Source organism: Rhizobium acaciae (genome assembly GCF_025941625.1).
Lineage (GTDB): Bacteria > Pseudomonadota > Alphaproteobacteria > Rhizobiales > Rhizobiaceae > Rhizobium > Rhizobium acaciae.
This window is the reverse complement of record NZ_JAPCZO010000001.1, coordinates 574,247-589,664: the sequence shown is the minus strand read 5'-3', so window position 1 is coordinate 589,664 and position 15,418 is coordinate 574,247. Positions and strand designations below refer to the sequence as shown.

General features: G+C 60.7%; 16 protein-coding genes. 5 read left to right on the top strand and 11 right to left on the bottom strand.

Annotated features, from left to right (window positions below; genetic code table 11):
* Positions 1–270: 270 nt before the first annotated feature.
* Complete coding sequence (locus OLZ32_RS02980) at positions 271–1,218, top strand: alpha/beta fold hydrolase (RefSeq protein WP_264395768.1); 948 nt, start codon at positions 271–273, stop codon at positions 1,216–1,218.
* Between the two features lie 12 nt (positions 1,219–1,230).
* On the opposite strand, the gene OLZ32_RS02975 is transcribed toward OLZ32_RS02980, so the two are convergent.
* From OLZ32_RS02975 to OLZ32_RS02955, 5 genes are all read right to left on the bottom strand, one after another.
* On the bottom strand, positions 1,231–2,115 hold the full coding sequence (locus OLZ32_RS02975; RefSeq protein WP_264395510.1) for a LysR family transcriptional regulator: 885 nt from the start codon (positions 2,113–2,115) through the stop codon (positions 1,231–1,233).
* Between the two features lie 160 nt (positions 2,116–2,275).
* Positions 2,276–2,968, bottom strand: coding sequence for a DUF599 domain-containing protein (locus tag OLZ32_RS02970; RefSeq protein ID WP_028741341.1), 693 nt, complete (start codon positions 2,966–2,968; stop codon positions 2,276–2,278).
* Positions 2,969–3,079: 111 nt separating this feature from the next.
* The gene (locus tag OLZ32_RS02965) at positions 3,080–4,036 is read right to left on the bottom strand and encodes a 5-oxoprolinase subunit C family protein (protein ID WP_264395509.1); all 957 of its coding nucleotides are present in this window, start codon (positions 4,034–4,036) and stop codon (positions 3,080–3,082) included.
* Positions 4,024–4,731, bottom strand: coding sequence for a 5-oxoprolinase subunit B family protein (locus OLZ32_RS02960; protein ID WP_264419543.1), 708 nt, complete (start codon positions 4,729–4,731; stop codon positions 4,024–4,026). The genes OLZ32_RS02965 and OLZ32_RS02960 overlap by 13 nt, the downstream gene beginning before the upstream one ends.
* 111 nt (positions 4,732–4,842) lie before the next feature.
* Entirely contained in the window at positions 4,843–5,622 is a 780-nt protein-coding gene (locus OLZ32_RS02955; protein ID WP_264395507.1) for a LamB/YcsF family protein, read from the bottom strand.
* Positions 5,623–5,923: 301 nt separating this feature from the next.
* On the opposite strand from OLZ32_RS02955, the gene OLZ32_RS02950 reads away from it, so the two are divergent.
* Positions 5,924–6,448: a PAS domain-containing protein gene (locus tag OLZ32_RS02950; protein WP_003539758.1), complete on the top strand. Its 525-nt coding sequence runs from the start codon at positions 5,924–5,926 to the stop codon at positions 6,446–6,448.
* A gap of 85 nt (positions 6,449–6,533) precedes the next feature.
* Here OLZ32_RS02950 and OLZ32_RS02945 read toward each other — a convergent pair whose 3' ends face one another.
* Complete coding sequence (locus tag OLZ32_RS02945) at positions 6,534–7,355, bottom strand: universal stress protein (protein WP_017988372.1); 822 nt, start codon at positions 7,353–7,355, stop codon at positions 6,534–6,536.
* A gap of 316 nt (positions 7,356–7,671) precedes the next feature.
* Here OLZ32_RS02945 and OLZ32_RS02940 point away from each other — a divergent pair, with 316 nt between their 5' ends.
* Entirely contained in the window at positions 7,672–8,934 is a 1,263-nt protein-coding gene (locus tag OLZ32_RS02940) for an MgtC/SapB family protein (RefSeq protein ID WP_264395767.1), read from the top strand.
* A gap of 59 nt (positions 8,935–8,993) precedes the next feature.
* Here OLZ32_RS02940 and OLZ32_RS02935 read toward each other — a convergent pair whose 3' ends face one another.
* Both OLZ32_RS02935 and OLZ32_RS02930 read right to left on the bottom strand, forming a co-directional pair.
* Positions 8,994–9,371 (bottom strand): hypothetical protein, encoded by a 378-nt coding sequence (locus OLZ32_RS02935; RefSeq protein ID WP_264395506.1) that lies wholly within the window; start codon positions 9,369–9,371, stop codon positions 8,994–8,996.
* A gap of 66 nt (positions 9,372–9,437) precedes the next feature.
* A complete protein-coding gene (locus tag OLZ32_RS02930; protein WP_264395766.1) occupies positions 9,438–10,115 on the bottom strand; it encodes a hypothetical protein in 678 nt (225 codons plus the stop codon).
* Between the two features lie 259 nt (positions 10,116–10,374).
* Here OLZ32_RS02930 and OLZ32_RS02925 point away from each other — a divergent pair, with 259 nt between their 5' ends.
* Positions 10,375–11,001, top strand: a complete 627-nt coding sequence (locus OLZ32_RS02925; protein WP_264395505.1) for a TerC family protein — start codon at positions 10,375–10,377, stop codon at positions 10,999–11,001.
* 196 nt (positions 11,002–11,197) lie between these two features.
* Here OLZ32_RS02925 and OLZ32_RS02920 read toward each other — a convergent pair whose 3' ends face one another.
* The 3 genes from OLZ32_RS02920 to metG are packed head-to-tail and all read right to left on the bottom strand — an operon-like array spanning position 11,198 to position 14,358.
* Entirely contained in the window at positions 11,198–12,016 is an 819-nt protein-coding gene (locus OLZ32_RS02920) for an MBL fold metallo-hydrolase (RefSeq protein WP_017988376.1), read from the bottom strand.
* Positions 12,017–12,020: 4 nt separating this feature from the next.
* A complete protein-coding gene (locus OLZ32_RS02915; protein WP_003539766.1) occupies positions 12,021–12,803 on the bottom strand; it encodes a TatD family hydrolase in 783 nt (260 codons plus the stop codon).
* A 4-nt stretch (positions 12,804–12,807) separates the two neighbouring features.
* Complete coding sequence (gene metG / locus OLZ32_RS02910) at positions 12,808–14,358, bottom strand: methionine--tRNA ligase (protein ID WP_264395504.1); 1,551 nt, start codon at positions 14,356–14,358, stop codon at positions 12,808–12,810.
* A gap of 234 nt (positions 14,359–14,592) precedes the next feature.
* Here metG and OLZ32_RS02905 point away from each other — a divergent pair, with 234 nt between their 5' ends.
* On the top strand, positions 14,593–15,381 hold the full coding sequence (locus tag OLZ32_RS02905) for a sulfite exporter TauE/SafE family protein (protein WP_264395503.1): 789 nt from the start codon (positions 14,593–14,595) through the stop codon (positions 15,379–15,381).
* The last annotated feature ends 37 nt before the right edge of the window (positions 15,382–15,418 follow it).

The window sequence follows — 15,418 nt, the reverse complement described above, 5'->3', positions numbered from 1 at the left end:
GACGCTCTGCCGTCCGCAAGCCAACGCCAACTGTCTCAAATCGGCGGCTGGTGGATATTTGGGCGGGTCGACGGACGGCCGGCACCTCGGGAAAGTGAGAGGCACCCTCTCGTTCAGATGTCAGCCTTGAGCAGCGGGTTGCAGCGCTGCCGCCGTGGAGAGGGTGCCTCTCACTTTCTCCGGCTACCGCGGGCTGACGACGTGCTCAATTATTTGTGGAGACAGCCGGATTTTGGGCTTTGGCTGACCGCCGTTCAGAAAGGACATCCTATGTCTAAGGACAAAACCGTAAATGCTGCATCAGTCGCAGCAACTCCGTCTTCCCACACGGCTGAAGCCTTCGCTTCTACGCAAGCCGCGCAAGACGCCGTCGACTTCATCGAGATCGACGACCTCCTGACCCTGAGGAGGAAGGTTGTCCGCGCCCCCGCTCCAAAAGGCACCGTGCTTTTCCTGCATGGATTTCCGGAAACGCTGACGGTGTGGAAGGATATTGCGACAACGCTTGCTGGCGACTACGACGTCCACGCCTTCGATTGGCCGGGCTACGGGCAGTCGTCGCGCCCAGATTTGAACCGGTTTTCCTACGCGCCGAAAGAGTACGCCCAGGTGTTGAAGGCCTATATCGAACGGGCAGGCATCGACCGGTCGAAGCTCGTGATCTATGCGACTGACATCGGTGCCCTCCCCGTCCTGCTGCTTGCTCTCGACGAGCCAACGATCGCCAGGCAGATCATCGTCGGAGACTTCGCGCCGTTCGACCGGCCGCAATACATGTGGGAGAATCTGCAGAACCTCAAAGCCGAGCCGACCGCTTCGCCGACCCGGGTCTACATGAACAAGACGAGCGACGAGATCCTTCAGAACGTGCACAGGCGCGGCCTCTCACCCACGGAGCAATTCGATCTGCCGATCGACGTCCAGCAAGACATGAGCCATTCGTGGAGCCGTGACGGCGTCACGTCAGCGGACGCCTTCGCCCACTACTACGCGAATTTCACCCGTGATCAGCATTATCTCGAGGCCAACCTCACCCGGCTGAAGACGCCCGTGAAGGTGATCTGGGGCGAGAAAGACATCTACATCGCAAGCGAGATGGGCATCGAGTTCGCCGGCAAGATCGGTGCAAAAGTCGACGTCCTGCCCGACATCGGTCATTTTCCACACCTTCAGAAACCGGAACAAACGGTTGAAGAAGTAGGCGCATCATTCAGATAACACTTGATTATCTTAGCGGAAATTCCGAAGCTGCGGCAGTGCCCAGTCGACGAAAGCGCGTACTTTCAACGCGAGAAGCCCCTGTCGCGCGTAGACGATATGAATGGGCTGGGGTGGGCCGTCGAAATCGCGGAGGATGGGAACGAGCGCGCCAGACGCCAGCTCGTCGGGAATCTGATAGTCGAACAGCCGCGCGATCCCCGCCCCGCCGACCGCCGCCGCAACACAGTTTGCCGCGGTATTCACTTCCAGCCGGTTGCGGGGCACCGCTTCCATCGGTGTACCATCGACGTCGAATGTCCAGAAGAATGTTCGCTTGTTGAAGATGATCCCGTCGCGATCGATGAGGTCGCCGGGGCGCTCCGGCATGCCATGCCGCTTGAGATAGGCAGGGCTCGCGCAGGTCAGTAGGCGGAATTCCCCGACCTTGGCGGCATGGAGGGCGCTGTCGGCGAGGTCGCCGAGACGGATCGCGATATCCACCTGCTCGGACACGAGATCGACCGTGCGGTCGAGCGACAGAAGGTTCAGCGACACCTCCGGGTATTTGTCCATGAAACTCAGCGCAATGGGCAGCACGTATCGGCTCCCGTATTCGATCGGCATCGTGATCGTCAGCACGCCTCTGGGCGTCTGGTATTCCCCCGACGCTCTTCGTTCGGCCTCATCGAGATCCGCCATGATCTTTCGAGCGGCGTCGACATAGTCGCGCCCGGCATCGGTGAGCTGCAGATTTCGGCTGGTGCGGACGATGAGGTTTGCCCCAAGCTGCCGCTCAAGTTCGGCCACCTTGCGGCTGACGCTGGGCAACGGCGCGTTGAGCTTCCTGCTGCCGGCCGAGATGCTCCCGGCGTCGACGACCGCCAGCAATATGCGCATGGCTTCGAGACGATCCATCGGACACCGCCAATACCACTTGTGTGCAACCCAGCGTAAGACCAGGCTTTAAACATGATGCCGAAAAGTGTGCGCGTCTTTCGGACGACATCATGCTCTAACTCTTAGATTTAGAACAGGATTCAAATTTTCGGCCGACCGCGCCTAAAATTGTCCTGTTCTAGTCAAGCAGCTTGCGTATGGCCATGATCCCCTTTGCAGCATCCGACCAGGATTGACGCCAGATCAAAATGCCGACGCTGAGGATGGTCGCGACAGCGAAGGGGATTGGCCCGAGAAACCAGAAGGCGGCTGCGAAGGTGAAGTAATAAGACCGGACGCCGACACTGAACGATCGAAGCGCAGGGTTCAAAACCAGGGTCAGGGCGTTCGTCCAGCTGGCGATGTCCCTCTCCTCATCGCGGGATGGGCTCGCCCCGATGGCCGCCAGGCAGTAGTTGATCTGCCGGACCGCCCAGATGAAATCGGATAGGCCCCGCAGCAGCGTCGCCATGATCAGCAGGACCTTGCATTGGAAAAACCACGCCGGGTCCTGGGCCGCAAACATCGCGATCAGGCCACCACCCGATCCATAGTTCGGTTCCATGAACAGCGCGCCACTGAGCCCGACGATGACGATAAGATTGGCGGAGCCGAAGAAGGACGCCGAATTGATCGTGTGCCCAAGGATCGCGGCATCGCCGATGAAGTTGTTGTCTCGCGTCAGCACCTCCCGCATCCAGGCGGCGCGAATGCGCACCATGTCAACGGAAAGGCTGTCGTTCTTCCTCGGCCACCCCGCTGCCATCAAAGGCTCGACGGCCACCCAGACGAGAAGGAAGAAAACGATCGCCGCGATGTTCACAAAATCCATGGTGCCCCCGAACCGAATGTGGATTTTTTCTGAACAGTACTTCGAGCTAACCGCAGCTCCAAGCGACTATCGCCGCCTTACCCTTCAGATCGACACGCCGATGTTCGCGCGTCATGGTCCATCGCGGACTGCCGCGAGGTAACGGGACATCGTCGAAGCCCGAAGCCGAATGTGCTCGATCGCCTGCTGCGGCGTCACGGCCAGGAAACCGACATGGTCGCGTGGGCGTAGCTGGACGAAGGCGTCCAGATCCGAATCCACCACCGTGGCGATCTTGGGATATCCTCCGGTCGTCTGGTGGTCGGCCAGCAGAATGGTGGGAACACCGTCTCCGGCGACCTGCACCGAGCCCCGCACGATCGCTTCCGACGGCATGTCCAGCGCGACGCTTGGCGCAAGCGACGGACCTTGGAGGCGTACTCCCATGCGGTCATAGGCGTCGCTCAGGCGGAAAGGCGATGAGAGGAAATTCGACAAGGTTTCTTTCGAGAAGAACCGATCCTGTGGACCGACCACCACACGCAGCTCGGATCGCGGCCTTGCTATGACCGGACATATGATCGGACCATGTCGACCGTCTCGCACTTCCGGATCGGTGACGGTGATGGTCTGTCCGGCTGCAAGACGCCCGCCGCCGAGGCCGGAGAGACTGTGCGTCGACATGCTGCCCAGCCAGGTCTTCGCCTCGATATGACCGGCGAAGGCCAGATACGTCCAGCTTCCCCAGTGTCCCGGACGAATTGCCAGCCGCTCGCCGGCCCTCAAGGTGGCGACCATCCATGCGCCGCGCTTGTCGCCGGCATGCTCTACGATGAAGCCTCCTCCGGCGACGGCGAACGTAACCTCTCCCGACATGCAGTCGAGAACCAGGCCGCCCATGGAGACTTCGATTGCGGGCTGATCGGCAGGGTTGCCGATGGCGGCGTTGGCGGCTGCAAACGAGGTCCTGTCCATCGGACCGGAGGCCGGAACGCCATAACGCATCAATCCGTGACGTCCTCCGTCCTGGACCGCGACGTGAGGACCCGCGAAGTTGATTGCAAGGACGGCTTCGCTCATGCGAGGCACCTCGCGTCGAATTCGGCCCTCGATATGCGGCGGAAACGCACCGCATCGCCGACGTCGAAAAGGAACGGACGTTCGTCGGAAGCGGCGTCGAGGATCTTCGTCGGCGAGCGTCCGATAATCCACCAGCCGGTCGGCATGGTGAGCGTGCTCACCAGGCATTGCGGACCGGCGATCAGCACGCTTCCGGCGGCTATGCCGCGAATGGGCGTCGGCTTCCTTGGCTGCTGAATGGCTTCGGGCACGCCTGCAAGGTAGGCATATCCGGGAGCGAAGCCGTACATGAAGACGCTGTAGTCGCCGGAGAGATGGGCGGATATAACGTCTTCCGGCAATAATCCGCTTGCCTCGGCGACAGCGGCAAGATCGGGCGCAAGATCAGGATCGTAGCAGACTTCGACTTCGCGCATCGCTCCGATCGCCTCTGGAACCTCAGCCGTCAGACGCTCGGCAATGGCCGCCTCCGTCGTCCGGTGATCGGCCACGAGCGGATCGAAGCATACGAGAATGCTGGCATAGGCCGGAACGGCTTCGACGAATCCTTCAAAGGGTGCCACCTTCAAGGCGGCATCCAGCTTGACGACCTGATCGTGGATCCGTTTATCGATGGTCGCGCCGAATTCGACGAGCACGGCGTGCCCGCCCACCGGACGGTAGGTCGGAACGCTGCCGGACGCTGCGGGCGGGTCCTGTGACACCTCAGTCGGCGCCTTCGATCAGAATGAAATCCGCATCCGCGGCCCGCGCGCAGATCCCGAAGACGTCCGGATCGGTGACGGCAACCTCGGCGATAAGATAGCCTTTGGCCATCACCTGTTTTCCTTTGTCGGTTGGAGGAATGGTGCCACCTCGATGCCTGCCTTTTGCAGTTCCTGGCGCACGTGGACGGCCATGGCGAGCGCTCCTGGGCTGTCCCCGTGAACGCAGATCGAGTGCGCATCGAGAGTGATCGGAACGCCGTCGACCGTCGGCATGAGGCCGCTGGACAGGTACTCGATCAATCTCGACGCTGCCTCCGCGGGGTCATGGATCATCGCTCCCGGCAATGTACGCGGAACGAGCCGACCCGTGGAGAGGTAGCCGCGGTCGGCAAAAATCTCGCTGAAGACGGTCATGCCGGCATCGCGGGCCGCATGCTCCAGCTCTGTCCCGGAGATCGCCAGTATCGCGAGTTCCGGCGAGACCGCTCGGGTCGCACGGATGATGGCGTCGGCGACCGGCCGTTCGTCGGCCGCCCAATTGGCGAGCGCGCCGTGCGCCTTGATGTAACAGACTCGGGCGCCTGCCAGAGCCGCAGCTCCCATCAGCGCCCCTGTCTGCGTCGCGACAAGCTGCTCCACCTCCCGGATGCTCAAGGGGATCAGCCGTCGCCCGAAGCCCTCGCGATCTGCAAAGCCCGGATGGGCTCCGGCGACGACACCCCGTTCGCTTGCGAGCGTGAGCGTCTCGACCATCGTCGCTGGATCTCCGGCGTGCCCGCCACATGCGATGTTCGCGCTGGTGACAACGTCAAGGATCGCCTTGTCGTCGCCCATGCGCCAGGGTCCAAACGCCTCCCCCAGATCAGAATTGAGATCGATTTTCGTCATGATTTCCGTCAACCCCTCGCGCCGGTCTTGTCGGCTTCGTCGCATTCTGGAACGTCGAAGCCGAGGTGGAGCACATCTTCGCCGTACGCGTCAAGAAAACGACGCTGCAGGCTGCGCGCAACGAGCGTGTGTGGTGGTCGCAGGCCCGCGGATTGTCTCGCAGTTGCGTCTGATGGAAACGCGGCTAAGATCGAGGGTGAAATGGTCGACCGCCCTGTCACTGATCGAGCGCGTCGTATTCTTTCAAGAACCGGGGGGCGTAGCCACCCGACAGCATTGGCGTGCAGACCGGGGATGCGGAATGAGTCTTGTCAACAGAGCTTTGGGAACGTCCGAATTTTCTTTTACCGAAGAGCCTGGCATTTTCACCTGGGACTTGGCGACCGACAAGGTTTATGCGGATTCGGCGCTGGCAAACCTCTTTGGGCTTGATCCTCAAGAGACTCTCACGGGGCTGCCGGTGATAAGATACCTCGACCGGATTCACCCGGACGACAAGCCATCCGTGGCCAAGGCGATTTCAGAATCGGTGATCACAGGAAATCCGTATCGCTGTGATTATCGGGTATTTGATCGAAGCGGGCAAATAGTCGCCGTCGCGGCCTTGGGCCGCTGCTTCAGGGATGAAGCCGGAAACCCGTCGCAATATGCGGGAATCGTATTCCCGACGAATGATCCCGTCCAACAGGACGAATTGTCCGCTCACTGCAATGCGGCACTGAAAATTGCGCGATCATCCGGCCTGCTGACGACGGCCGACGCGCTTGAAGCGATCGTCAAGGAGCTTGCCAAGCCGATGCCTTCAGACGTCGCGCAGGTTCATTGATTCCTTCCAAAGCGTTGGTTGTGGCATCAGACTTTCGGTGATGGCGATATTGCAGCTATCGGCGACCCGCCGCGCGCACTCTGAATTAGTGACAAAGGAGAGTGGGCATTTCGAGATGGGTCGACAGCGATCGTGTGACCCCTCCCAAGATGAATTCGCGTAGCCTCGAATGGCCGTATGCGCCGGCGACGAGCAAATCTGCCTTGCGTTCCAGGGCGGCAGCTTGAATGACGCTGGCTGGCGATTCTCCCTGCGCTTGCACGGCTGCGATATCGACGGCAAGACCAGCCTTGCGGAGCGCGGTCGCAAGGCGGTCTCGGGCGCGCTCGTCAATCTGCTTATCATCGGTGACGGAAATCAGGACGACACGCGAGACCTGTTCCAGCAACAATCTGGCGCCTGTCAGTGCCCGCGCGACAGTGGCTCCTCCATCCCAGGCGACGGCGACAGCATCGATGCGGCCGGAGAAATTATCCGGGGGAAAAAGAAGGAGCGGTCGACCGCTTTCAAACAGCACGCTCTCGATCAGCGGCCTCATCAGTTCAGATGCTTCCAAAATGGAAAGATCATATGCGCGCGACAGCTCGGCAAGAGTTTGTGCGACAAACGGCTGCCTGACATCGAATGGCTGGATCTCGACCTCGACCTCAGCTTTTTTCGCATAATCACGGAGCGTCTGCCCGAGAACGGTTCCATTGTCTCTGCTCAAGCGCTCCGCCTCTGCGCGCATTTTGTCTACGTCAAGGAGTGATGGAAATCGCGGCTGAAAGGGTTCGATCCTGACCAGCGGTATACTTGCCGTCAACCCGGCCCTCTGGTGAAGGGAAACAGCGACAGCGTTCTGAAGGAGCGAGAAGGAGCTTGCGTCTGGATAGGTGGCCAGCGGTAAATGGAATTGAGCTTTCACGGCTGATGTCCTCCGAATGGTTGGAGGTTATCATAGCGCAGAGGTGTCTCCCGCGCTCTGACGAAGATCAAGGTCGTTCCACCGCGAAAGTGCGAGCCTGATATTGACCGTCCTCATCAGGAAGCAAGCGGAATTCGTTGGGCGAAGCGGCGAAGATCTATGCTAAGCGATGACGCGCGGAGCGCGATTGAATATCAGCACTGCGCGGAGCAAACTCATCCGGACGCCGTCGAGCAGCAGCTTGCGGATGAACAGCAATGGCATATACCGCGCAGCGGCCTTCAATGAATCGGCCGGCGTGTCTGGACCCCATCGGATGGTGACATCATTGGTAACGACGGAAGCATTCCAGCGCCTCAGTCTGGCGCTTGCAATCGGCATTCTCGTCGGCATTGAGCGCGGCTGGCGGGATCGTGAGGCTGCGCCAGGCAAAAGAGTAGCCGGTATCCGCACCTATGGCCTGTCAAGTTTCCTCGGCGGTTTCTGCGGTTTCCTGCAGCCTGTGACAGGGCCTATTCTGCCAACAGCTATCTTTATATTCTTTTGCATTACGGTTCTGCTCTTCAGCCGCATGCAGGCGGCACAAGAAGAGGATTACAGCGCCACCGGTACCATTGCGGCCCTGGCGGTCTTTGCGCTGGGCTTTGGTGCGGTTGTGGCGGATATGACGGTAACGGCCGCCAGCGCTGTGGCAATAACCGCCCTTCTTGCAGCGCGGGAGCCGTTGCATGGATTTCTTCGCCGATTGACCTGGCTTGAACTCAGGGCCGCCCTGATCCTGCTGACGATGACCATCGTCATCCTCCCTATTCTTCCCAACGAACCGATTGATCCTTGGCAGACAATCAATCCTTTCGAGCTTTGGATGATGACGATCCTGGTAGGAGCCGTTTCCTTTGCCGGTTATATACTCATCAAGCTGAGCGGCGCCCGCGCCGGAATACTGCTGACCGGGACCAGCGGCGGCATCGTCTCCTCGACGGCCCTGACGCTTTCATTTGCCCGTCAATCGAAGCAGATGCCTGCCCTCTCGCCACTCCTCTCGGCGGGAGCAATGCTGGCGGGAGCCGTTTCTCTCGCCCGTGTGCTTTTGATTTGCGGCGTTATTGCACCAGCTGTTTTAAGGGATCTTGCTCCATTACTGGCTCCGGCTGCTGCCAGCCTCGCCATAGCAGGCGGCTTCGCCGCATTGCTGCAGCGCACGGATGACAGCACCGATTTTTCACCCCGAAACCCGCTCGAGGTGATGGTCGTGCTGCGCTTCGCGCTCGTTCTCGCCGCCGTGACAGTCCTGACGCGAATGACCTTGATCGTCTTTGGAACTCAGTCTCTGATCGCGCTTGCGTTCATCACAGGACTGGGCGATCTCGACGCGATAACGCTTGCCGTTGCGAAACTGTCATCTATCCAGGTGCCTGCAGACGCAGCCGCTCGCGCCATAGCGGTCGCCGCTTTCGCCAATCTCCTTGCGAAAGCCGTTCTTGCAGCAAGTGTGGGGAGCATCGCCTATGCGGTTCGTTTCGCGATCGCCGGCACAGTCGCGACTTTTGCCGGAATTGCTGGCCTGCTTCTAGCATGAGCGCTTGTTCGCGTATCAATCGCCGCCCGCACCAGACAGTCACCATCAACGACGATCCGTCACTCCCGTCTCACTTCATGGATATGGCCGGCAAACCCCGCAAGCAACACGCCGAGTGGAAGACGCCGAACCAGCCTGGCTGCAATGAAGGTTGCGCCGATCGCCGCGGCAAGTTTCAGCCAGGGATAATCGCCGAGCTGGACATGGGCGCTTGCATCGACCGATGTGGCCTTGGCTTTCAGCGCCGCTTCCGCATCCTCGCGCAGCACGCCTATGCGGGCATTCAGCAGCCTGACCTCATGCTGCAGGGCGTTCAGGCTCTTGTCGGCCTTTTCACGCGCCGTCTGCTCCGCGGCGTCGGCAAAAGGCGGATCGCCTTCCGCGATCAGTTCGTCGGGGTCAGGCGGAAGGCCGTGGCGGTTGATGGATGATTGCATCGACATGTCCTCGATTAGCTGAGCAAGAGGAAATGAGGCCCGGCATTGCGGCCGGGCCTCATGATATCAATGGTCGCGTCGGAAACCTTGGCTCTGGTGAGATCCACCTTGCGATTGGGTTTGGGACTGGCCTTGGGATTGGCGATTGGTCTCGTCCGATGATGTCGTGCCAGGGTCGGGCAAGGTATAAGCACGCACCTTGGCGCTTCCATGCGCGGTGTCCCGCATTGCTACCGGGCGCGCATCGTCGAATGCACTCTCGGACACGGCGAGGTTTTCCGAGGCTTTGCCGCCCTGCGCCGATCCGGCAAAACCGGTATTGGATGCGCCTTGCTGTCTGTCCTCCAACGACCAGAGATCCGCGCGCTCATCCATGTCGATGCTGCCCTCGTCATCCAGAATATCGTGGACGGTGTCGTAGAGCGCGTCATCGATATCATTGACCTGAACGAGGAAACCGCCTCGCCGCAGCCCTTCTGCATAGACCGCGCGATCCTCGTCGGGGAAGAAGAAGTCTGCCAGCGCGTCGAAGAAGCCGCTGCGGTCTTCGCTCATGGCCCCGGTATTTTTTACGTCCGCCTCATATCCGGGCATCAGCCTTATTCTCGCAACCGGCACGCCTGCGTCCTCAAGACGGGAGACGGCGGATTCGGCGTCCGATCGGTTGTCGAAAAATGCGGCAAGGCTGCTGCCGCCTGTCGGGCCTGAAAAGGCCGGGTTGGTATCATTGTAAATGCTGCCCATGGGACTCTCCTCTCGATGTCTGGATCCAGTTGCCAATCCGAAGTTTGGTCAAAGTCTGGTTTCCTGACTTGAAGAACCGGCGGCTGAGTTGAATGTTCCAAGGGAATGGCGAATGCTCCGCCGTATCGCCTGCTGTTTCATTGCCGCCTGCCATTTCGGCGCGCAGACTCGCAAATTACGCCGCTTGCGAAATCGCTCAGCGGTTGACGTCAAACCTTCGAGACGCTAGCACGGCTTTGACGCATTGGGGATAATTCATATGGACATGTTTACGGCAGCCGGTGTGACGGCTTTGCTGCAGGTCATTGCTATCGACCTCGTTCTCGCCGGCGACAACGCCGTGGTTATCGGTCTTGCTGCTGCCGGCCTCGAGGCGACGCAGCGCCGCAAGGCAATCATCGTCGGTATTGTGGCCGCGACCGTTCTGCGTATTCTCTTTGCCAGCGTCGCAGTTTATCTGCTGGCTATCGTCGGCCTGCTGCTGGCCGGCGGCCTGCTGCTGCTCTGGGTCTGCTGGAAGATGTGGCGCGAGCTTCGCGCCGGCCATGGCGAGAATCACGGAGTGGTGGGTGGCGAAGGCGCGCCGAAAAAGACATTCTTCCAGGCGGCGACCCAGATCGTCATTGCCGACGTCTCGATGTCGCTCGACAACGTGCTGGCCGTTGCCGGTGCTGCGCGCGAACATCCGAGCGTGCTGGTCATCGGTCTTGCCCTGTCGATCGCGCTGATGGGTATTGCCGCAAACTTTATCGCCCGGTTGCTCACCAACCATCGCTGGATCGCCTATGTCGGCCTGCTGATCATCCTCTATGTCTCGCTCGACATGATCCATCGCGGCGGTGTCGAACTGCTGCCCTACGTGCAAGCGAGCGGATTCAAGCTTTAAGAGCCTTTCCTGGTTAGCTTGAAGCATTCTGTTGGCTCAAACGGAGTCGGATGGTCGACCGGCCGGCGCGCGTCGTAGCCAAGCTCTACGGCCAAGCCGGCCGGTCGATCAGCCGGGCCGTTTCAGCCAACCTTCCCGCAGATTTGCCTGCCAAATCTGCAAGACTGAGAATGCTTCAAGTTGACCAGGAAAGGCTCTAAATCCTGACCTCGGTCTCAAAGCTCATCTGGTCATACGCCGGCACCACATGGTCCGGCGTCTCAGCCATCACCACGTCGTAATCGAGCGGCGTGTGCATATGGGTGAGGATCGCCCGTTTGGGCTTCAGCCGGGCGATCCAGTCGAGCGACTGTTCCAGCGACAGATGGCTCGGATGGTAGGTATATTGCAGCGCGTCGATGATCAGCATGTCGAGGTTCTGAAGCTTCTCGACGGTCTGCGGCGGGAAATCGCTGATATCGCTGCAATAAGCCACATCGCCGATGCGGAAGCCGAGCGAGTGGATATCCCCATGCTGCTGGATATGCGGATGGAAGGCGATCATTCCGCCGGGACCATGAATTTCGACGGGCGCGTCGAGGTTTTCGATGACGATCGGCAGCACGATCGGCGGGTAATTGCTGCCCGGCGGCGTTTCCAGGCAATAGCCGAAGGCTTCCCGCAACCTGTCCATGGTAAATTGGTCGGCAAAGATCGGCACCCGGCGGCGCGTATTGTGAAAATAGCCGCGCAGATCGTCGATGCCATGAATATGATCCGCATGCGGATGGCTATAGAGCACGGCATCGACATGGTCGGCCCCTGCCCTGATCATCTGTTCGCGAAAATCCGGCCCGGTGTCGATGACGACGGTGGTGACACCGCCATCGGGTGCGAATTGCTGCACCATGAAGGCAGCGCGCGTGCGCCGGTTCTTCGGATTGTCGGGATTGCAGGCGCCCCAGTCGCCGGTGATGCGCGGTACGCCCGGTGACGACGAACAGCCGAGAATGGTGAAACGCCGCCGGTAGAGCACGCCGCTAGATCCTCGGCATCTTCGAGAACAGGCGGAAAGCGTTCTCCGTCGTGATCCGCGCGACCTCTTCGGTGGCAAGGCCGATCGTATCGGCGAGCACCTCGGCCGTGTTGACGACATAAGACGGCTCGTTGCGCTTGCCGCGCCAGCGCTTCGGCGCCAGATAGGGCGCGTCCGTTTCCACAAGCAGCCGATCATGCGGGATCGTCTTGGCGATCTCGCGCAGTTCTTCCGACTTCGGGAAGGTCAGGATGCCCGAGAAGGAGACATAGCCGCCGAGTGCGACGCCGGTCTTGGCAAGCTCCGGGCCTGCGGAGAAGCAGTGGAGGATGAAGGGGAAGGCCCCCTTCCCGCTTTCCTCGGTCAGGATCGCAGCCATGTCCTCGTCGGCGCTGCGGCTGTGGATGACGAGCGGCAGCTGGGTCTCGCGCGCCGCCGCGATGTGCCGGCGAAAACCGGTCTGTTGATCCTCAGGCTTCTGCGTGTCGTAGAAATAGTCGAGACCGGCCTCGCCGATCGCCACCACCTTCTGATGGGCATTGGCGAGACGCACCAGCTCTTCCGTCTCGATATCCAGCTCTTCGTCGGCATTGTTCGGATGCGTGCCGACCGAGCAGAATACCGAGGGATATTTCTCCGTGATGGCAAGCAGCGTCTCGAGTTTGCGCACCCGCGTCGAGATCGTCACCATCTGCGCGACACCGGCCTGATGGGCACGTGCGACAATCTCGTCCCGCTCCGCCTCGAAGTCGGCGAAATCAAGATGGCAATGCGTGTCGATCAGCACGGCCTCAAGCCTCCGGAGCCACGTAGCGCGGGAAGACCGGCGTCGGCGCTTCGAGCGCCGTTCCGGCAATGAGACGGCCGGCTTCGCCAAGGGCAGCAAAATCGCGCTTGTCTGCGGCGGCGGCGACCAGATCGAGCAGCTTGCCTGATGATCCCGGCATGAAGGGCTGCAGCAGGATGGCGATCTGACGAACGACTTCGGCGGTCACATAGAGCACCGTGCCCATGCGCTCCGGATCGGTCTTCTTCAGCGCCCACGGCGCCTGGCCGGCGAAATAACGGTCGGTTTCGGAAACGACCGAAATGATCGAGGCGAGTGCCCGGTGGATCTGCTGCTTGCCCATATCCTCGCGGGTCGAGGCATGCAGCGCGTCGACCTCAGCCAGCATCGCCTTGTCCTCGTCGCTGAGCGCCCCGCATTCCGGGATCTTGCCGTCACAATTCTTGACGATCATCGACAGCGAGCGGCTGGCGAGATTGCCGATGCCGTTGGCCAGGTCGGAATTGATGCGGGTGCCTATTGCCTCTTCGCTATAGCTGCCATCCTGGCCGAAGGAGACTTCGCGCAGAAAGAAGTAGCGCACCTGGTCGAGGCCGAAATGGTTCACCAGATTGACCGGATCGACGACGTTGCCGAGCGACTTCGACATCTTCTCGCCCTTGTTGAGCAGGAAGCCATGGGCAAAGACCCGCTTCGGCAGCGGCAGCTTCGCCGACATGAGGAAGGCCGGCCAGTAGACGGCGTGGAAGCGGATGATGTCCTTGCCGATGATGTGCACGTCGGCTGGCCAGTATTTTGCCCGCGGGCCGTTCCTGTCCTCGATATAGCCTGTCGCGGTGATGTAGTTGGTCAGCGCGTCGACCCAGACATACATGACATGGGCGGGATCGTCCGGCACCTTGATGCCCCAGTCGAAGGTCGTGCGCGAGACCGAGAGGTCCTTGAGGCCCGACTTGACGAAGGAGATCACCTCGTTGCGGCGCTCGGCCGGACCGATGAAGTCGGGGTTCGCCTCGTAATGCGCAAGCAGCTTCTCCTGGTATTCGGAGAGCTTGAAGAAATAGCTTGCCTCTTCCACCCATTCGACGGGCGTGCCTTGCGGCCCGTAGCGCACGCCGTCGGCGCGCAGCTCCGTCTCGTTTTCCTGGTAATAGGCCTCGTCGCGTACCGAATACCAGCCGGCATAGCTGTCCTTGTAGATGTCACCATTGTCGGCCATCAGCTTCCAGATGTTGCGCGACGTCTCGTGATGGCGCTCCTGCGTGGTGCGGATGAAGTCATCGTTCGAAGCGTTGAGCAGCGTCGCCATCGCCTGGAATTCGCCGGAGTTGCGGTCGGCGAGCGCCTGTGCGGTGATGCCCTCGGCGCGCGCCGTCTGCTGCATCTTCTGACCGTGTTCGTCGGTGCCGGTCAGGAAGAACACATCCTTGCCGTCGAGACGCTGGTAGCGCGCCATCGCATCGGTCGCGATCAGCTCATAGGCATGGCCGATATGCGGCTTGCCGTTGGGGTAGGAAATCGCGGTGGTAATGTAGAAGGGTGTCTTGTCTGTCATGGCGGCCAACGTCCGGCTAACTCTATAAAAATGGTCAGCCGCTCTTAGCGCATGTCACCGTCAAGCGAAACCTCAACTTTCCAGCCGTCGATGATTTCCGGGACGACGGGGGCGTGAACTTGACTCCGCTTCTCCCCCGATCTACCCGTCATGAGAAAGAGGGCGGGGCAAGAACGAAGTGCCAGTTTTCATCTACCGGAATGGTCGTGGCCGCGCGCCGTCAGGGGCGCTTGTTTGACATTCGAGCCGCTCTATTCTCTTTCCGGCCTGTTTGTGGGCGCGCTCGTCGGCATTACCGGCGTTGGCGGCGGCTCGCTGATGACGCCCCTGCTGGTGCTGCTCTTCGGCGTCCATCCCGCCACCGCGGTCGGCACCGATCTTCTTTATGCGGCGATCACCAAGACGGCAGGCACGGCCGTTCACGGCATGCATGGGCGCGTCAACTGGAAGATCGTCGGCAGCCTCGCAGCCGGCAGCCTGCCGGCCGCCCTGCTGATGCTCTGGCTGCTGGCGGGCGTCGATCGTAAAAGCATCGGCGTGACCAACACGATCACCACCGCGCTTGGCTGGCTTCTCGTCATGACCGCGATCATGCTGGTCTTCCGGGGCCAGATACTCGGGCTGGCGCGCCGTGCCATGGGCCATCGCAGGCCGCCGCAACCGGCAACCATCCTCGCCCTCACCGTCATTCTCGGATTCGTTCTCGGCGTCCTCGTCACCTTGACCTCGGTCGGCGCCGGTGCACTGGGGGTGACGATCCTGCTGGTCCTCTATCCCAGGCTTGATGTGCGCGAGATCGTCGGTTCCGATATCGTTCATGCGGTACCGCTGACCTTGATCGGCGGCACGGGATATTGGCTGATCGGCGAGATCGACTGGCCGATGCTGTTTGCCCTGCTCATCGGCTCGATTCCCGGAATCATCATCGGCAGCCTTCTGGCGCCGAAACTGCACGAACGCACCATCCGCATCGTCCTTGCCGCCACGCTTGCCGTCGTCGCATTGAAGCTGCTGACCGGCTGACAATGCATGTCGCCCAAAAGTGGGCAGCGGTTTTGGG

Excerpts from the sequence above, each read along its gene's own strand:
- OLZ32_RS02975 (WP_264395510.1), bottom strand. The coding sequence starts at position 2,115 with ATGGATCGTCTCGAAGCCATGCGCATATTGCTGGCGGTCGTCGACGCC.
- OLZ32_RS02970 (WP_028741341.1), bottom strand. The coding sequence starts at position 2,968 with ATGGATTTTGTGAACATCGCGGCGATCGTTTTCTTCCTTCTCGTCTGG.
- OLZ32_RS02955 (WP_264395507.1), bottom strand. The coding sequence starts at position 5,622 with ATGACGAAAATCGATCTCAATTCTGATCTGGGGGAGGCGTTTGGACCC.
- OLZ32_RS02930 (WP_264395766.1), bottom strand. The coding sequence starts at position 10,115 with ATGGGCAGCATTTACAATGATACCAACCCGGCCTTTTCAGGCCCGACA.
- OLZ32_RS02925 (WP_264395505.1), top strand. The coding sequence starts at position 10,375 with ATGGACATGTTTACGGCAGCCGGTGTGACGGCTTTGCTGCAGGTCATT.
- OLZ32_RS02950 (WP_003539758.1), top strand. The coding sequence starts at position 5,924 with ATGAGTCTTGTCAACAGAGCTTTGGGAACGTCCGAATTTTCTTTTACC.
- metG (WP_264395504.1), bottom strand. The coding sequence starts at position 14,358 with ATGACAGACAAGACACCCTTCTACATTACCACCGCGATTTCCTACCCC.
- OLZ32_RS02980 (WP_264395768.1), top strand. The coding sequence starts at position 271 with ATGTCTAAGGACAAAACCGTAAATGCTGCATCAGTCGCAGCAACTCCG.
- OLZ32_RS02940 (WP_264395767.1), top strand. The coding sequence starts at position 7,672 with ATGGTGACATCATTGGTAACGACGGAAGCATTCCAGCGCCTCAGTCTG.
- OLZ32_RS02935 (WP_264395506.1), bottom strand. The coding sequence starts at position 9,371 with ATGCAATCATCCATCAACCGCCACGGCCTTCCGCCTGACCCCGACGAA.